This window comes from Georgenia sp. Z2081 (assembly GCF_055326445.1).
This window is the reverse complement of sequence record NZ_JBUZNK010000002.1, coordinates 277,179-291,856: the sequence shown is the minus strand read 5'-3', so window position 1 is coordinate 291,856 and position 14,678 is coordinate 277,179. Positions and strand designations below refer to the sequence as shown.

The window sequence follows — 14,678 nt, the reverse complement described above, 5'->3', positions numbered from 1 at the left end:
CGGCTCCGGCTCGCCGGGTCCGCGGTCGGGACGCCGGCGACGGCCGCCGGCGCGGGGAACCGCGAGTCAGCTGCCCCAGTACTTGTGCTGGACGGCGGCGATCTTGTCGTACGCGCCCGACTCGGTGAGCGCGTCGAAGGTCGTGAGGAAGACGTCGTATAGCTCGTCGTAGAGCTCCCGGTTCGCGGGGTCGGGCTCGAGGTGGCCCACGGGATGGACCATGTGCTCGACCGCCTCCTCGATCGATCCGAAGACCCCGGTGGCTGCCGCGCCGAGGATGGCCGCGCCCAGCGTGGTGCACTCCGGCACGCGGAGCAGCTCGATCGGCCGGCCGTAGACGTCCGCCTGGATCTGGTTCCACAGGTCGCTCGTGGCGCCGCCGCCGGAGAGCCTGATCGACTCGAACGGCTGGCCGATCACGTCCTCCATCGCCTCGACGATCATCCGCATCTCGAAGGCGCTGCCCTCGAGCACGGAGCGGGCCACCATCGCGCGGTCGTGCATGAATGACAGCCCCAGGGCGCCGCCGCGGGCGTTGTGGACGTACCGCGGCGTCACCTGCCCGACGAAGAACGGGAAGAACAGGGCGCCCTTGCACCCGGCGGGCGCCTGGGCCGCCTGCTCGGTGATGAGGTCGTAGGCGCTCACGCCGCGCGCGGCGGCGGCGTCCTGCTCGGCCTGGGCGAAGTTGTCCCGGTACCAGCGCAGGACCGCGCCGGAGCAGTCGGCCTCCCCCTCGAGCTCCCACCGGCCCGGCACGGCGTGCCCGCCGTGCAGGACCTGACAGCCCGGGTCCGCCCTGCGCGAGTCGACGTGCGCCACCATGACCGACGCCGTGCCCACGGTGATCTCGGCCAGCCCCTCACGGACGACGCCCGAGCCGACGGCGGCGCACTGCTGGTCGCCGCCGCCCACGCAGATCGGGGTCCCCTGGGCGAGGCCCGACGCCGCCGACGCCTCGGCGGAGACCTGGCCGACCTGCCTCATCGGTGGCTCGATCGGAGGCAGCAGCTCCGTCGGGATCCCCGCGAGGTCGCAGATCCGCTGAGACCACTGGAGCGTGTCGACCTCCATCATGCCGCTCAGCGTGAGTGAGGACGGGTCCGAGAACAGCTCCCGGGAGCCGAGCCTGTGGAGGAACCACTCCTGGCCGTTGACGACCTTCCAGGTCTTCTCCCACACGTGCGGCCAGTTGTTCTTCACCCACATGATCTTCGGGAGCGACCAGTTGGCGTACAGGGCCGTGCCCGTGATCGCGTGGTACTCCTCCGGGGAGATCCGTGCCCGCAGGTGCTCGATCTCGTCGTGCGACCCGCGGTTGTCGTTCCACACGATGGAGTCGTGGAGCGGGCGCCAGTCCTCATCGATGCACACGAACGTCCCGCGCTGGCTGGAGAATCCCACCGACTCGATGTCGCGCGGATCGATCTGCGTCGCCGCGAGCACCTCGGTGCTGGCATCGCAGATCCCCTGCCAGACCACGTCCATGTCCTGCTCCACCCGGCCGGCCTGCGGATAGCTGCACGGGTACTCGCGGTAGCCGGTCCCGGCGACGTGGCCCTCGAGGTCCACGATCATGACCGTGCACCCCGTGGTCCCCGCGTCGATGCCGCACACGTATCTAGCCATTGCTCATACCTCCTTGTAATGAACCCATGGTGATGCTGCTCTCCGGGGCCACGACCACGTGGCCCCGGATCCTGCGGGCCGGGCCGGGACGCCATCTGGTCCCGGAGCTCCGGCCCGTACCGGGACGCTCTCAGCCGTCCCGGAGCCTCGGACCGCGCCGGGCCGGCCCGGTCACGTCGTTCGTCCGCCCGAGACGAGCACGGTCTCGCCGACGACATAGCTCGCGAGGTCGGACACCAGGTAGAGGACGACGTTCGCCACCTCCTCGGGCTGGGCGACCCGTCCGAGGGGGATGTCCGTCACCCGCCGGGCCCGGACGTCGAGGTCGGGGTTGGCCTCGTAGTACATGTCGGTGTCCATGTAGCCCGGCGCGATGCAGTTGACCTTGATGCCGTCCTGGGTCAGCGTCCGTGCGGAGTACTTGGTCAGCGCGACGACCGCAGCCTTGGCGGGACCGTACGCCGGTCCCATCGTGCCGCCGGTGAGCCCGGAGGTCGAGGAGACGTTGACGATGTGGCCACCGCCCTGCTCCCGCATGACGGGGACGACGGACTGGGTGCAGAGGAAGGTCGAGCGCACGATCGTCCGGTACGCCAGGTCGACGTCTGACACCGGGGTGTCGTCGAACGTGCCGATCGGGCAGCTGCCCGCGTTGTTGACGAGGATGTCGATGCGCCCGAACCGTTCGCGGGTGCGGTCGACGAGCTCCCGGACGTCGTCCTCGTCGCCGACGTCGGCCTGAACGAGGAGCGCCTCGGCCCCGCGCTCCTCGAGCTCGCGGCCGACCGACTCCGCCCGCTCGCGGCTCTGGTGGTAGTTGACGGACACCCCGCTGCACCCGGCCTCCGCGAGCAGCAGGCTGATGCTCCGCCCGAGCCCGCGCGACGCACCGGTGACGAGCGCGACCTTGCCCGAGAGATCGATGCCGATCATCGCGTCCTCACTGTCGTCCTGGACCGGCAGTGCCGGCTCGTGGTCGTCAGCCGGCAGTGCCGGCACCGCCCCGACGCGATCGTCGTCCACGGGTGAGGTCGACGGGCCGGCCGGAGAATCTGATCGATGCTAGGACGGTGCCGGCGACACCGAGAAGCCGGCGCAGGTACTTGCTCAAGTGAGCGCGGTGCACAGCCGCCGTGGGCCGGGGACCGAGGACGACGGCACCGTCCCGGTCGACACCGCCGTCCGGGCGGTGCGGGAGAACAGCGCGGACTGAGTACTGCCGGCTCCGGCACGTCGACGACGCGGTCGGAACGCCGAGGGCGCGGTCAAGGCGCCGAGGGCGCGGTTCGTCGTCGACGACGCGGTCGGGACGCCGAATGGACCCCCGGCGGGTGTCCACTCGGCGCCCCGACCTGACTCTCGGCGCGTCAACCGCGCTCTCGGCGCGAGGTCCGTCTCCTCAGCTCGCTCCAACCACGATCTCGACGCCGAGTCCCGCGCCTCGCCTCAGTGCGCCGTGCCCGCGTGCCGAGCGATCGTGCGGACGACCAGCGCCGCGGAGACCGCGCCGGGGTCCGCGTGCCCCACGGACTTCTCCGCGAGCGGACGCGCGCGCCCGAGCTTGGGCCGCATCTGCTCGGTCGACTCCGAGCCCTGCTGGGCAGCCACCGCGGCGGCCGCCCAGTCGCCCTCGCCGAGGGCGTCGATCGCGGGCAGCAGTGCGTCGAGCATCGTCTTGTCACCCGCGACCGCCCCGCCCACGCGGGCGACGGCGTCCACCGCGGCCTTGGCGGCCCGAACGAGGTCGGCGTTGCTCGGCGACCCGGTGTCGGACAGCTCGCCTGCGGCCGCGTTGAGCAGTGCGCCCCACAGCGCGCCCGAGGTGCCGCCGGCTCGGTCGGACCAGGTCTCGCCGGCCCGGCCGAGCGCGGTGCGCAGGCCCGCTCCGGCGTCGACGGCCTCCCGTGCCGAGGCGAGCGCCTCGCTCGAGCCGCGCGCCATCCCCGTGCCGTGGTCGCCGTCGCCCGCGAACGTGTCGAGCTCACCGAGCTCCTCCTTCTTCGCGGCGAGCGCCTCGGACACCGACGAGAGCACCTCGACGAGGCGTGCCGCGGCGGCCTTCCCGGCGTCGTCGGCGTCGGGGATCGCCTGCTCGGCGGACTCGACCTGCTGGATCTCCTCGGCGCTGAGCTCCTCGCCGGCGATCTGCCCCATCTTCACGGTCGGCGTGTCGCAGGGGGCCTTCCACAGCCGCTCGAGCTCGTCGTCGACCCACACCAGCGTCAAGGAGACCCCGCCCATGTCCAGCGAGGTGACGAGCTCGCCCACGAGCCGGTCGACCACGGTGAGGCCGGCGGCCTCGAGCTGGCTCTCGATGGTGCGGTAGGCGACGAACATCTCCTCGTACTTCGCGGTGCCGAGCCCGTTGAACAGGACGACGACGCGTCCGTCGGCGCCCTCGGGACGCTCCTTGAGCACGGTGTCGACGAGGGTGGTGGCCACCTCGTCGGCGGTCCCGAGGTCCGTCTCGTCGATGCCGGGCTCGCCGTGGACGCCGAGGCCGATGCCGAGCCGGCCCTCTGGCACGGTGAACAGCGGCTCGGACGAGCCGGGCAGGGTGCAGCCCGAGAACGCGACGCCGAGGGTCCGAGTGCGGTCGTTGGCGTGGCGGAACACGCGCTCGACCTCGTCGATGTCCATGCCCTCCTCGGCCGCGGCGGAGGCGATCTTGAATACCGGGAGGTCGCCGGAGATGCCGCGGCGCTTGTCGATCTCGTCCTCGGTCGCGGAGGCGATGTCGTCCGTGACGACCAGCGCGCGGGCGTCGATGCCGTCGGCACGCAGGCGCTCGACGGCGTCGCCGAAGTGGAGGACGTCGCCGGCGTAGTTGCCGAAGCCGATGATGACGCCGCCGCCGCGCTCGGCCGCCTTCGCGACCGACACGGCCTGGGCGGCCGACGGCGACGCGAAGATGTTCCCGGTGACGCCGCCGTCGGCGAAGCCCGGGCCGACCCAGCCCATGAACGCCGGGTAGTGGCCCGTCCCGCCGCCGGTGAGGACGGCGACCTTGCCCTTCGGGGTGCGGGTGGCTCGGACGACGCCGCCGTACACCTCACGGACGTGGTGGGGGAACGCGGCAGCGAATCCGGCGACGAGCTCGGCCGGGAAGTCCGACGGGTCGTTGACGAGCTTGGTCATGACAGCTCCTTCGGTGTCGATCTGGTGGGGGTGATGGGTAGATGGGTGGATGGGTGGACGGACGTGCGGGGGCGGGACGTGGCTGGTCGGGGCGGGTCTGGTCAGGTCGGGTGTGCTCGGGTCGGTCAGGGCGCGGCGCCGGATCAGGTCGCAGCGGCGGTCGTCCCGCCGGGGACGACGGCGACCTTGAGCCCGCCCCGCTGAGCGGTGAGCTCGACGGCGTCGAGCGCGTGGTCGAGGTCGAACCGGTGGGTGACGTAGCGCGAGCCGTCGACGGCGCCGGACGCCAGCAGGCCGACGGCCTCGTGGTAGTCGGACCGGCGGCAGTTCGAGCCGCCGGTGACGGTGAGCTGGCCGTAGTGGATGTCGTTCGGGTCGATGACGGCGGTCCCGCCCTTGGGGAACCCGGCGAACGCGCTCACGCGCCCGCCCACGCGCACGAGGCGGGAGGCCTCGTTGAACAGCTCGGGCGCACCGATGGAGATGACGGCGACGTCGGCGCCGCGGCCGTCGGTCAGCGCCCGCAGCTCGGCGTCGAGGTCGTCGGTGGCCGGGTCGAGGGCGAGGGTCGCGCCCATGTCGAGCGCGACCTGGCGCCGCTCGGCGGAGCGGTTGGTGACGACGACGTGGCGCGCGCCACGCAGGAGCGCCACCTGGAGGTGGAGCAGCCCGATCGGGCCGGCCCCCATGACGAGCACCGTGTCGCCGAGCTCGACGGTGTACTCGCGCAGCCCGTTGAGCACGCAGGCGAGCGGCTCGGCCAGCGCGAGGTGTGCGGGGTCCATGCCCGACGGGGCCGGCACGAGGTTCCCGCGCGCGACGGCGTCGGCGGGCACGAGCTGGTACTCGGCCAGGCCGCCGTCGACCTGGTAGCCGAACAGCCGGGCCTGCTCGCAGTGGTGCTCGAGGTCGCGGCGGCAGTAGAAGCACGAGCCGCACGAGATCGTCGGCAGGACCGCGACCAGGTCGCCGGCCTCCACCGCGGTCACTCCGTCGCCGACCTCGGCGACGACGCCGGCCGCCTCGTGGCCGAGCACGACCCCGGGCCGGGCGTCCTTCTCCCCCCGCAGCAGCCGCACGTCGGTGCCGCACACGGTGTTCGCGGCGACCCTCAGCAGCACCTCGCCGGGGCCCGGGCTCGGGGTCGGCACTTCCGTGAGGACGACGTCCCCCTTCCCGCGCAGGACGACGGCCCTCATCGGGCGGCCCTCGGGTCGGTGAGGATCTGGTGCGTCGTCGGCATCGGGATCTCCTTGGGTGACGGGGACGGGGCGGACAGGATGGTCAGGGCCGGCGGTGCGCCGGTGGTCGGCGGTCCCGCGGTCGTACCGTGGCCAGACGGCGCCGGGACGGCCCTTCGTGCGGCGGTCATGACACGTGGACCCGCAGGCCGAGGTCGCGCAGGTGCTCGACCCGCTCGGCGGACAGGGCGGAGGGGACGACCACGTCGTCGACCTGGGCGAGGTCGGCGACCCGGTGCATCGCGCGCCGGCTGAACTTGCTCGAGTCGACCACGAGGATCTTGCGCACCGACCGCGCGAGCATGGCGCGCTTGACCTCCGTGACGTCGCCGTCGGGGTGGTGCATCGCGTCGTCCCAGATCGCGGTGGCCGACATGACGCAGCAGTCGGCGCTGAGCTCGCGCAGCGCCGCCACGGTCGACGGGCCGTGGTAGGCCTGCGCCCACGGCGTCCAGCGTCCGCCGACCATGTGCAGCCGCACCCCCTCCATCGCCTGGGCTGCGGTGGCGACGAACTGGCAGTGGGTGATGACCGTGAGACCGCTCGTGGCGCCGAGCGCGCGCAGGACGTGCAGGCCGGTCGTCGAGTCGTCGAGCATAAGCACGCTGTCCGGGGCGACGAGCCGGGCCGCGACGGCGCCGAGCTCGTCCTTGACCTCCGTGTCACGCGCGAGCCGGTAGGCTGCCGACGCCTCGACGAGCGAGGTGACCACGGACGTCACCGTGCCGCGCGAGCGCGCGAGCAGGCCCAGCTGCTCGAGCGCCGCCAGGTCCCGGTAGACGGTCATCGCCGAGACGCCCAGCTCGGCGACAAGCTCCTCGACCTGGACGGAGCCGCGCTCGACCACGATGTCCGCCAGGCGGTGGCGGCGGCGGTTGAGCTCGCCGGCGCCCCGCGCGTCCTCCTGCGTCATCGGCCGCGCGCACCGGTCGCCGCGGGACGACCCGGGAGCACCCGGCTCACGACAGCACCGCGGCCGCGACGCGTCCGGCCGGGTCCTCGGCGCCGCCGATGACGTCCGCGACGGCGAACAGCAGGGGCATGCGCTCGGGCAGCCCGCCGCCGACCTGCCGGGCGAGCCGGACCGCGAGACCGGCGGCGGGCACGCCCTCCACGGTCTGCTCGGCGGCCTCCATCGCGGCGAGGGCCTCCGTGGCCTCCTCGCCGGCGCCGATCCGGGAGCCGTAGACCTTGTTGCGTCCGGACAGACCGGTGACCTCGAGGTCGCCGACGCCGGCGAGCCCGTAGACGGTCTCGGCGCGGCCGCCGAGAGCCTGACCGAGGAGCGCGATCTCGCGCACCGCCTGGGCGAAGGTGGCGGCCTTGAGGTTGTGGAACGGCTCGCCGTGGGCCTCCTGGAGACCGTCGGCGAGCCCGAGGGCGATCGCGTAGACGTTCTTCATCGGCGCGCTGACCTCGAGCCCCACCTCGTCCGCGGACGGCTCGATCCGGTAGGTGGTCGAGCTGAGCGCCGCCGCCACCTCACGGACGACCGCCTCGTCCTTCCCCGCGTAGAGGGTCGCGGTCCAGCGGTCGGCGGCGACCTCGTTGGCCTTGCACGGGCCGCCGACGGCGACGATCGGCGGCAGGGGCGTGCCACTCGCCGCGGCGACGCGCCGCACGGCGTCGGGCAGGAGCTCGATGCGCCCCTCGGCGTCCGGGGCGAAGCCCTTGGAGGTGAGCAGGAGCACCCGTGCCCGTGCGATGCCGGACAGGGCCAGCTCGGCGACCTTCTCGACCCCGACGGACGCGACGGCGAGGACGACGTACTCGGCCCCGTCGAGGGCGGCCTCGATCTCGCCGGACCGGAAGAGCCGGGTGCCCTCGGCCACGGGGACCTGCGTGCGCGGGTGGGGCTCGCCCGCCTCGACGGCGTCGAGCAGGTGGTCGTCGAGCCAGGTCCCCCACAGGCGGACCTCGTGGCCCTGGGCGCGATAGGGCGTGGCGAGCGCGGAACCCATGGCCCCTGCGCCGAGGATGGTGATCGTCGTCATGTCGCTGCCTCGATTCGTCGGTGAACCTCGTCGGCCCAACCGCGAGCCGCCCGCATCATCCCACACTTCGGATGTGACAAACAACAGGCATCCCGTGAATCGGGTGGGCCCGTGGAGGCCGAAGCCGCGGGCCGGGACACTCCTGCCCCGGCCCGCGTCCGTTCACTCGCCCCCCAGCTCCCAGAGCCGCTCGTAGACCGGCTCGAGGTGCTCGTAGAGCGTGGCCTGGGCGTCGCCCCAGCGCGCGTACTCCTCGCCGCGACGCTCGTCGGGCTCGGTGACGTGGCCGGTCCTGGCCATGGCTCGGGCGGTGGCCGCGACGTCGCCGTGGACCCCCGTGTGGGCCATCGCGAGCACGGCGGCGCCCTGGGCGGAGACCTCGTCGACGCCGGAGGCGACGATCGGCAGCCCGACGGTGTCCGCGAGGATCTGCGTCCACAGGTCCGAGCGCGACCCGCCGCCCGTGGCCCGCAGCTCGGTGAGCCGCGTCCCGGTCCCCCGCTGCATGCCGGCGAGGTTCTGCCGCAGCTCGTAGGCCGTCCCCTCGAGGATCGAGCGATACATGTGGGCGCGCGTGTGGCTGCCGCCGAACCCGACCATCGCCCCGCTCGCCACGGGGTTCCACCACGGCGACTGCACGGCGTTCCAGTACGGGAGCGTGAGCAGGCCCTCGGCGCCGATCGGGACCTTGGCGGCCGCCGCCTCCAGCTCGGGGTCCGGCCGGCCGTCGAGCTCGGGCCGACCGAGCTCGGAGCGGAACCAGTTCGCGAGCACCGAGCCGGAGTTCTGCACGATCTCCAGGACGTACTGCCCGGCGAGCCCGGCGGCAAGGGTGCGGTACTCGCGCCCGTAGCGGTAGTCCGCGGAGTGCACCCCCGCGACGATCGACGTGCCGATGTTGATGTACGCGACCTCGGGCTCGATCGCGGCGGTGCCCAGGCCGGAGCCCTGCCCGTCGCCGAGACCGGAGATCACCGGCACGGTGTGCTTGAGCCCCCAGTGCTGGGCGACCTCGAGGTCCAGCTCGCCGACCACCTCGCCCGGCGCGGCCAGCTCGGCCATCTGCTCGCGCGTGACGCCGGCGAGCTCGAGCAGCTGCTCGGAGTAGTCGAGCGCCTCGATGTCGAACAGCGCGAGCGTGTCGGCCGACGCGTGGGAGGAGACCCACCGTCCGGTCATCGCATGGACGAGGTAGGCGTGTACGTCGACGACCTTCGCCGCGCGCTGAAAGATCTCCGGCTCGTTCTCCTTGAGCCAGATCATCTTGTACAGCGCGGGCGTCGTGTCGCCGGGTTTGCCGGAGAGCCGGTGGATCTCGTCCGAGCCGTGCTCGCGGATCTGCTTGGCGGCGCGCGAGTCGAGCCACAGCACGGCGTTGCGGATCGGACGGCCGGACGCGTCCACCGGCACGAAGCTCTCGCGCTGGTGAGTGATCGCGACGGCCGCGACGCGTGCCTTCTGATCGGCGCTCAGCCCGCCGACGGCCTTGCCGACCGCCGCGTCGGTGGAGAACCACCACTGCCGCGCGTCGTGCTCGTAGTGGTTCATCCTGGGCTGGAGCAGGTCGATGTCGGCCCGGCCCTCGCTGACGGTGGTGCCGCTGGGGTCCACCACCACGGCCTTGGTGGCCGACGTCGAGGAGTCGATGGCGATGACCAGCGGGTCGTCGGTCATGACCGGCCCCCGAAGAACTCGTCCCAGGGCAGCGAGATCGGCTCGTCGCGGGCGATGATCCCGTGGAGGTGGCGCAGCAGCGGGAACTCGTGCGCCTCGAGGACGCCCCGATCGATCTGCTTCTCGATCGCCGCGCCGACCACGCGGATGGCGTTGACGCCCTCGAGGGTGACGCCCTTCATCAGGGAGTCGCGCACCTCGGAGAACGGGACGCCGGAGCCGACATAGGTGCCGGCCTTGACGTTGCGCCCCCCGGCCGAGGTCACGTGCATGTCGCCCACGCCGGGCAGCCCCCACACCATCTTCGGGTCGCCGCCGAGGATCTCGTAGAACCGGTGCATCTCCTGGGCGCCCTGGGCGAAGATCGCCGCCGTGAGGTTGAGGCGGCGGTAGCGGTCGTTCGCGTCGTCGCCCTCGGCCCGCTGGAGGCCCTCGCCGAACCCGGCGGCGAACGCGTAGATGTTCTTCGTGGCGGCGCCGATCTCGGCACCGAGGAAGTCGGTCGACGTCCACACGTGGTAGTAGTCCGTGCGGAACATGTCCGCCAGGCGCTCGACGACGTCCTCCTTGTCGCCGCAGAACACGACGGCGGTGTCGTGGCCGACCGCCAGCTCGCCGGCGATCGACGGGCCGACGATCGCGGCCCAGTCCACCTGGCCGGCGAGCTCCTCGCCGACGATCCGCTTGAGGGCGTCGGGGATCATCTCCAGGTTGCCGTCGTCGTCGGCGAGCATGCCCTTGGTGACCGACAGGACGGTCTGGCCGGGCCGCAGGAGCCGGGCCAGCTGCTCACCCACCCAGTCGACGCCGAAGGAGTTCACCCCCGACATCACCACGTCCGCGCCGTCGAAGGCCTGCTCGGCCTCCTCCAGCTGGTAGGCGGCGATCCCCTCCTCGACGACGAGGTCGAGGTCGGGGTGCCGGCCCGTGGTCCGGATCGACTCGATGATGTCCCGGTCCAGGTGCGTGCCGACGAGACGGACCTCGTGGCCGTTCTGGCGCAGCGGGTAGGTCAGCGCCGTGGCCATGATGCCGGACCCGAGGACGACGACGGTGGTCATGTGGGTGCTCCTTCGCGCGGGTGGTGGGGTTCTCAGTTCTGACCGTAGACGCCCTGGTAGCGCTCGTAGAGGCGCGTGACGGCGTCGTCGGGCACGGGCACGGGCTCACCGAGCTGGCGCGACACGTGGACGGTGCGCGCCACCTCCTCGCACATGACGGCCGCCTTGACGGCCGCCCGTGCGTCCTTCCCGATGGTGAACGGACCGTGGTTCTGCATGAGCACGGCCGGCGAGCGGTGGTCGCGCAGGGTCTCGACGATGCCGCGACCGATCGAGTCGTCGCCGATGATCGCGAACGGCCCGACGGGGATCTCCCCGCCGAACTCGTCCGCCATCATCGTGAGCGCGCAGGGCACGGCCTCTCCCCGGGCGGCCCACGCGACGGCGTAGGTCGAGTGCGTGTGCACCACTCCCCCGACGTCGGGCATGTGCCGGTAGACGTAGGCGTGCGCGGCCGTGTCCGACGACGGGCTGAGCACTCGGGACGCGTCCGGCTCGCTCAGCGCCCGGCCCCACAGGTCGGTGACGACCATGAGCTCCGGAGCGAGCTCGTCGTAGCTGACGCCGGAGGGTTTGATGACCATGAGGTCCTCGCCCCCCTCGACGGCCACACGTGCCGAGACGTTGCCCGCGGTCCACACGACGAGCCCCCAACGGGGCAGCTCGGCGTGCAGGGCAGCGACCTCCGCGCGCGCCCGGGCGACGTCGTCGCGCACCTCGGCCGGGAGGTCCGCCAGGGCGGGGACCTCCCCGCGCGGGGTGTCGACGTCCGCCACGGTCACCTCGTGGCGCCCCGGGCGGCCGCCCGGGCGCGGATCGCCTTGAGCCGGTGCATGAGCTCGTTGCCGCCCCGGCCGAAGTAGTCGTGCAGGGTGACGTACTCGGCGTAGAGCTCGTCGTAGAGCTTCGCGCGCGCCTCGCTGGGCAGGTAGGCGTTGCGGACCTTGCCGCCCATGGCCTCCGAGGCCTCCTGGATGGTGCCGTACTCACCGGCCGCGACGGCCGCGTGGACCGCCGAGCCGAGTGCCCCGGCGTGCGCCGCCGTCGCGACCGAGATCGGCAGGCGGGTGACGTCGGAGAACAGCTGCATGAGGAACTTGTTCTTCAGCAGGCCGCCGGCGGCGACGAATTCGGTGAGCTCGACGCCGTGCTCCTTGAAGGTGTCGACGATCATGCGGGCGCCGAACGCCGTCGACTCGAGCAGCGCGCGGTACTGGTCCTCCGGGCGCGTGGTCAGCGTGGTGCCGATCATCAGGCCGGACAGGTCCGTGTCCACGAGCACCGACCTGTTGCCGCCGTGCCAGTCAAGGGCGACCAGACCGTGCTCGCCGATCTCCTGCTTCGCCCCGAGGTCGGTGAGGTAGTCGTGGACCGACTTCTTCGCCTTCTTCGCGGCCTCGTGGTACTCGGGCGGGACGCTGTGGTCGACGAACCAGCCGAAGATGTCGCCGACGGCGGACTGGCCGCCCTCGAAGCCCCACAGGCCGTCGACGATGCCGCCGTCGACGACGCCGAACATGCCGGGCACCTCGACGAGCTCCGGTCCAGAGACGACGTATACGGCGGAGGTGCCGAGGATCGCGGTGAGCTGGCCGGCCTCGACGGCCTTGACCGCGGCGGCGGTGACGTGGGCGTCGATGTTGCCGACCGCGACCGCGGTCCCGGCGTCGAGGCCCATGAGCTTCGCGAACTCCTCGTTCAGCTCGCCGGCCTTCGACGCCAGCGGCGCGACGGGCGCGGACATCTTCTCCTCGAAGACACCGCCGAAGTCGGGGTTGAGCGCCTCGAGGTACTCGCGCGAGGGGTACTGCCCGTCCTGGTACATGCGCTTGTAGCCGGAGTCGCCGGCGGACTGGACGAGCGTGCCGGTCATCCTCCAGACGATCCAGTCCAGGGCGTTGACGAAGACGTCGGTGGCCGCGTAGACCTCCGGGTCCTCCTCGAGGGTCTCCAGGACCTTGGGCAGGAGCAGCTCGGAGGAGATGGTGTTCCCGTAGCGTCCGAGCCAGGTCTCGCCGCGCTCCTTGGCCACCTCGACGATGCGCGTGGCCTGCTCCTGGCCGCCGTGGTGCTTCCACAGCTTGACCCAGGCGTGGGGCCGGTTGCGGAACTCCTCGAGCGTGCACAGCGGGGTGCCGTCCTCCTTGGCGGCGACGACGGTCGCGGAGGTGAAGTCGATGCCCACCCCGACGACCTGGTCGGGCGTGATGTCGGCGTCGTTCATGGCCGCGGGCACGGCCTTCCTGAGCACGTGGATGTAGTCGTCCGGGTCCTGCAGCGCGAACTCGGGCGGGAGCTTCGAACCGTCCGCGGCGTCGAGCGTGCGGTCCATGACCGCGTGCGGGTAGTCGACGATGATCGAGGAGCCCTTCTCGAGGCCGTCGCTGACCCGGATGATGCTCGCGCGTCCGGAGAGCGTGCCGAAGTCGATACCGATGACGAACTTGCTGTCCTTGGTCACGATGATGCCTTCCTCCCGGCGCTCAGGATGACGCCGACGTGGGTGGCGGGAGCGGACGAGCGCGGTCGGCGGGGCCCGGCTCCCGCCGGTCCGGGCCCCCGACCGTTCAGCGTGCGTCGTCCCGGGCCCAGTAGCCGTCCGGCCCGAAGAGCTCCTCGACGCACTCCTCGAGCAGGCCGACCTCGAGCAGGAGGTCGAGGATCGTGTAGCGCGAGCGGATCGTCTGCGCGCGGTAGTAGGTGAGCCGGAACCGCTCCATGTCGATGTCGATCTGCTCCGGGTGGTAGACCGCCCCGACGGCCCGGAGCATCTCGCGGGCATCGGCGGCCGGGACGAGCTGCTCGCGGCAGCGGCTGACGATGGTCGGCCACTGCTCGACGACGAGCTCGAGCCGCGCGCGCAGCTCCTCGGGCTCGAGGTACTTCTTCAGCGTCTGCTCCACGGCCGGCTCGACGAGCGGCGCGGCGCGCTCCGCCGTGTGCATGGCGCGCACCCGGGCCTCCATCTCCTCGCGCGAGGGCCAGGCGGTGACCAGGGCGTCGATGTTGATGCCGGGAACGTCCTTGGTGAGCGCCACCTCGAACAGGGCGCAGATGGCCACCGTGCCGAGGCCGACCTTGAACCCGTGCGAGAGGGGCGGCTCCCAGTCCAGGCCGTGCCCCTCCATCTCCCAGGTGTGGGAGAACTGGTGGCCCGCGCCGGAGGCCGGCCGCGAGCTCTGGTGGGCCTGCATCGCCAGGCCGGACATCAGCAGGCCCTCGGCGAGGCCGGCGAGCGCGTCGGGGTCGGAGGTGGCCAGGTCGGCGGGACGCGAGAGGGACTCGCGCAGCGGGCCCTGGACCAGGCCCCACACGTACTCGTCGACGGGCTCGACCCCGAGGATGTCGGAGATGATCCAGTCGGCGCCGGCGGGGACCTTCTCGACGAGGTCGCCGAACCCGGTGGCGGTGAGGCGCTGCGGGGCCGTCGCCATGAGGTCGAGGTCGGCGACCAGGGCCGTCGGTGCCGGGCAGTTGCGGGTGATCTTGAAGCCGTCCTTGGTGATGGACGAGCCGAACGCCGCGTAGCCGTCCATCGAGGCGGCCGTGCAGACGTTCATGTAGGGGCGCTCGAGCTCGCCCGAGGCGAGCTTGACGATGTCGTTGAGCGTGCCCGCGCCGATCGAGCAGGCGACCGCGTCGGTGCCCCGCAGGTGCTCACGGATCAGCTCGACGTTCTCGTAGCCCGCGTACAGGGTCGGGACGCCCGGGAACACGTAGGGCTCGTCGAGGTCGATACCGGCGGCGCGCAGCGACGCCGTCACCGCCTCCCCGGCGAGGTCCCACGTGTTGCCGTCGGCCACCACGATGCCGCGCCGGCCCGGGAACTGCTCGGCGAACACGTCCCCGGTCCGGTCCACCACCCCTCGTCCGTGGACGATCGCCTTGGTGTCGGTGGCGGTGCTCAGTGCGGTGGCGATCAGGTCCTCGGTCATGACAGC

At 72.3% G+C, this 14,678-nt stretch carries 11 protein-coding genes; all 11 read right to left on the bottom strand.

Features of this window, described 5'->3' with window-relative positions; genetic code table 11:
* Positions 1 to 66 precede the first annotated feature (66 nt).
* Entirely contained in the window at positions 67 to 1,629 is a 1,563-nt protein-coding gene (locus tag ACZLKG_RS05655) for an FGGY-family carbohydrate kinase (RefSeq protein WP_463648204.1), read from the bottom strand.
* A gap of 171 nt (positions 1,630 to 1,800) precedes the next feature.
* Positions 1,801 to 2,652: an SDR family NAD(P)-dependent oxidoreductase gene (locus ACZLKG_RS05650; RefSeq protein ID WP_463648203.1), complete on the bottom strand. Its 852-nt coding sequence runs from the start codon at positions 2,650 to 2,652 to the stop codon at positions 1,801 to 1,803.
* 423 nt (positions 2,653 to 3,075) lie between these two features.
* Positions 3,076 to 4,767, bottom strand: coding sequence for a dihydroxyacetone kinase family protein (locus ACZLKG_RS05645; protein ID WP_425709012.1), 1,692 nt, complete (start codon positions 4,765 to 4,767; stop codon positions 3,076 to 3,078).
* 143 nt (positions 4,768 to 4,910) lie between these two features.
* Positions 4,911 to 5,966: an alcohol dehydrogenase catalytic domain-containing protein gene (locus tag ACZLKG_RS05640; protein WP_425709013.1), complete on the bottom strand. Its 1,056-nt coding sequence runs from the start codon at positions 5,964 to 5,966 to the stop codon at positions 4,911 to 4,913.
* A 169-nt stretch (positions 5,967 to 6,135) separates the two neighbouring features.
* On the bottom strand, positions 6,136 to 6,921 hold the full coding sequence (locus ACZLKG_RS05635; RefSeq protein WP_425709014.1) for a DeoR/GlpR family DNA-binding transcription regulator: 786 nt from the start codon (positions 6,919 to 6,921) through the stop codon (positions 6,136 to 6,138).
* Positions 6,922 to 6,967: 46 nt separating this feature from the next.
* Positions 6,968 to 8,002 (bottom strand): NAD(P)H-dependent glycerol-3-phosphate dehydrogenase, encoded by a 1,035-nt coding sequence (locus ACZLKG_RS05630; protein ID WP_463648202.1) that lies wholly within the window; start codon positions 8,000 to 8,002, stop codon positions 6,968 to 6,970.
* Between the two features lie 162 nt (positions 8,003 to 8,164).
* Entirely contained in the window at positions 8,165 to 9,676 is a 1,512-nt protein-coding gene (locus ACZLKG_RS05625) for a xylulokinase (protein WP_425709016.1), read from the bottom strand.
* Entirely contained in the window at positions 9,673 to 10,737 is a 1,065-nt protein-coding gene (locus ACZLKG_RS05620; RefSeq protein ID WP_425709017.1) for an NAD(P)H-dependent glycerol-3-phosphate dehydrogenase, read from the bottom strand. Before ACZLKG_RS05620 ends, ACZLKG_RS05625 begins: the two co-directional genes overlap by 4 nt.
* A 32-nt stretch (positions 10,738 to 10,769) precedes the next feature.
* Positions 10,770 to 11,474 (bottom strand): L-ribulose-5-phosphate 4-epimerase, encoded by a 705-nt coding sequence (locus ACZLKG_RS05615; RefSeq protein ID WP_463648221.1) that lies wholly within the window; start codon positions 11,472 to 11,474, stop codon positions 10,770 to 10,772.
* Between the two features lie 41 nt (positions 11,475 to 11,515).
* Positions 11,516 to 13,201, bottom strand: coding sequence for a ribulokinase (locus ACZLKG_RS05610; RefSeq protein WP_463648220.1), 1,686 nt, complete (start codon positions 13,199 to 13,201; stop codon positions 11,516 to 11,518).
* Between the two features lie 103 nt (positions 13,202 to 13,304).
* On the bottom strand, positions 13,305 to 14,672 hold the full coding sequence (locus ACZLKG_RS05605; protein WP_463648201.1) for a sn-glycerol-1-phosphate dehydrogenase: 1,368 nt from the start codon (positions 14,670 to 14,672) through the stop codon (positions 13,305 to 13,307).
* Between the last annotated feature and the right edge of the window lie 6 nt (positions 14,673 to 14,678).

Coding starts and splice junctions, on each gene's coding strand:
- ACZLKG_RS05655 (WP_463648204.1), bottom strand. CDS start 1,629: ATGGCTAGATACGTGTGCGGCATCGACGCGGGGACCACGGGGTGCACG.
- ACZLKG_RS05645 (WP_425709012.1), bottom strand. CDS start 4,767: ATGACCAAGCTCGTCAACGACCCGTCGGACTTCCCGGCCGAGCTCGTC.
- ACZLKG_RS05640 (WP_425709013.1), bottom strand. CDS start 5,966: ATGAGGGCCGTCGTCCTGCGCGGGAAGGGGGACGTCGTCCTCACGGAA.
- ACZLKG_RS05635 (WP_425709014.1), bottom strand. CDS start 6,921: ATGACGCAGGAGGACGCGCGGGGCGCCGGCGAGCTCAACCGCCGCCGC.
- ACZLKG_RS05630 (WP_463648202.1), bottom strand. CDS start 8,002: ATGACGACGATCACCATCCTCGGCGCAGGGGCCATGGGTTCCGCGCTC.
- ACZLKG_RS05625 (WP_425709016.1), bottom strand. CDS start 9,676: ATGACCGACGACCCGCTGGTCATCGCCATCGACTCCTCGACGTCGGCC.
- ACZLKG_RS05620 (WP_425709017.1), bottom strand. CDS start 10,737: ATGACCACCGTCGTCGTCCTCGGGTCCGGCATCATGGCCACGGCGCTG.
- ACZLKG_RS05605 (WP_463648201.1), bottom strand. CDS start 14,672: ATGACCGAGGACCTGATCGCCACCGCACTGAGCACCGCCACCGACACC.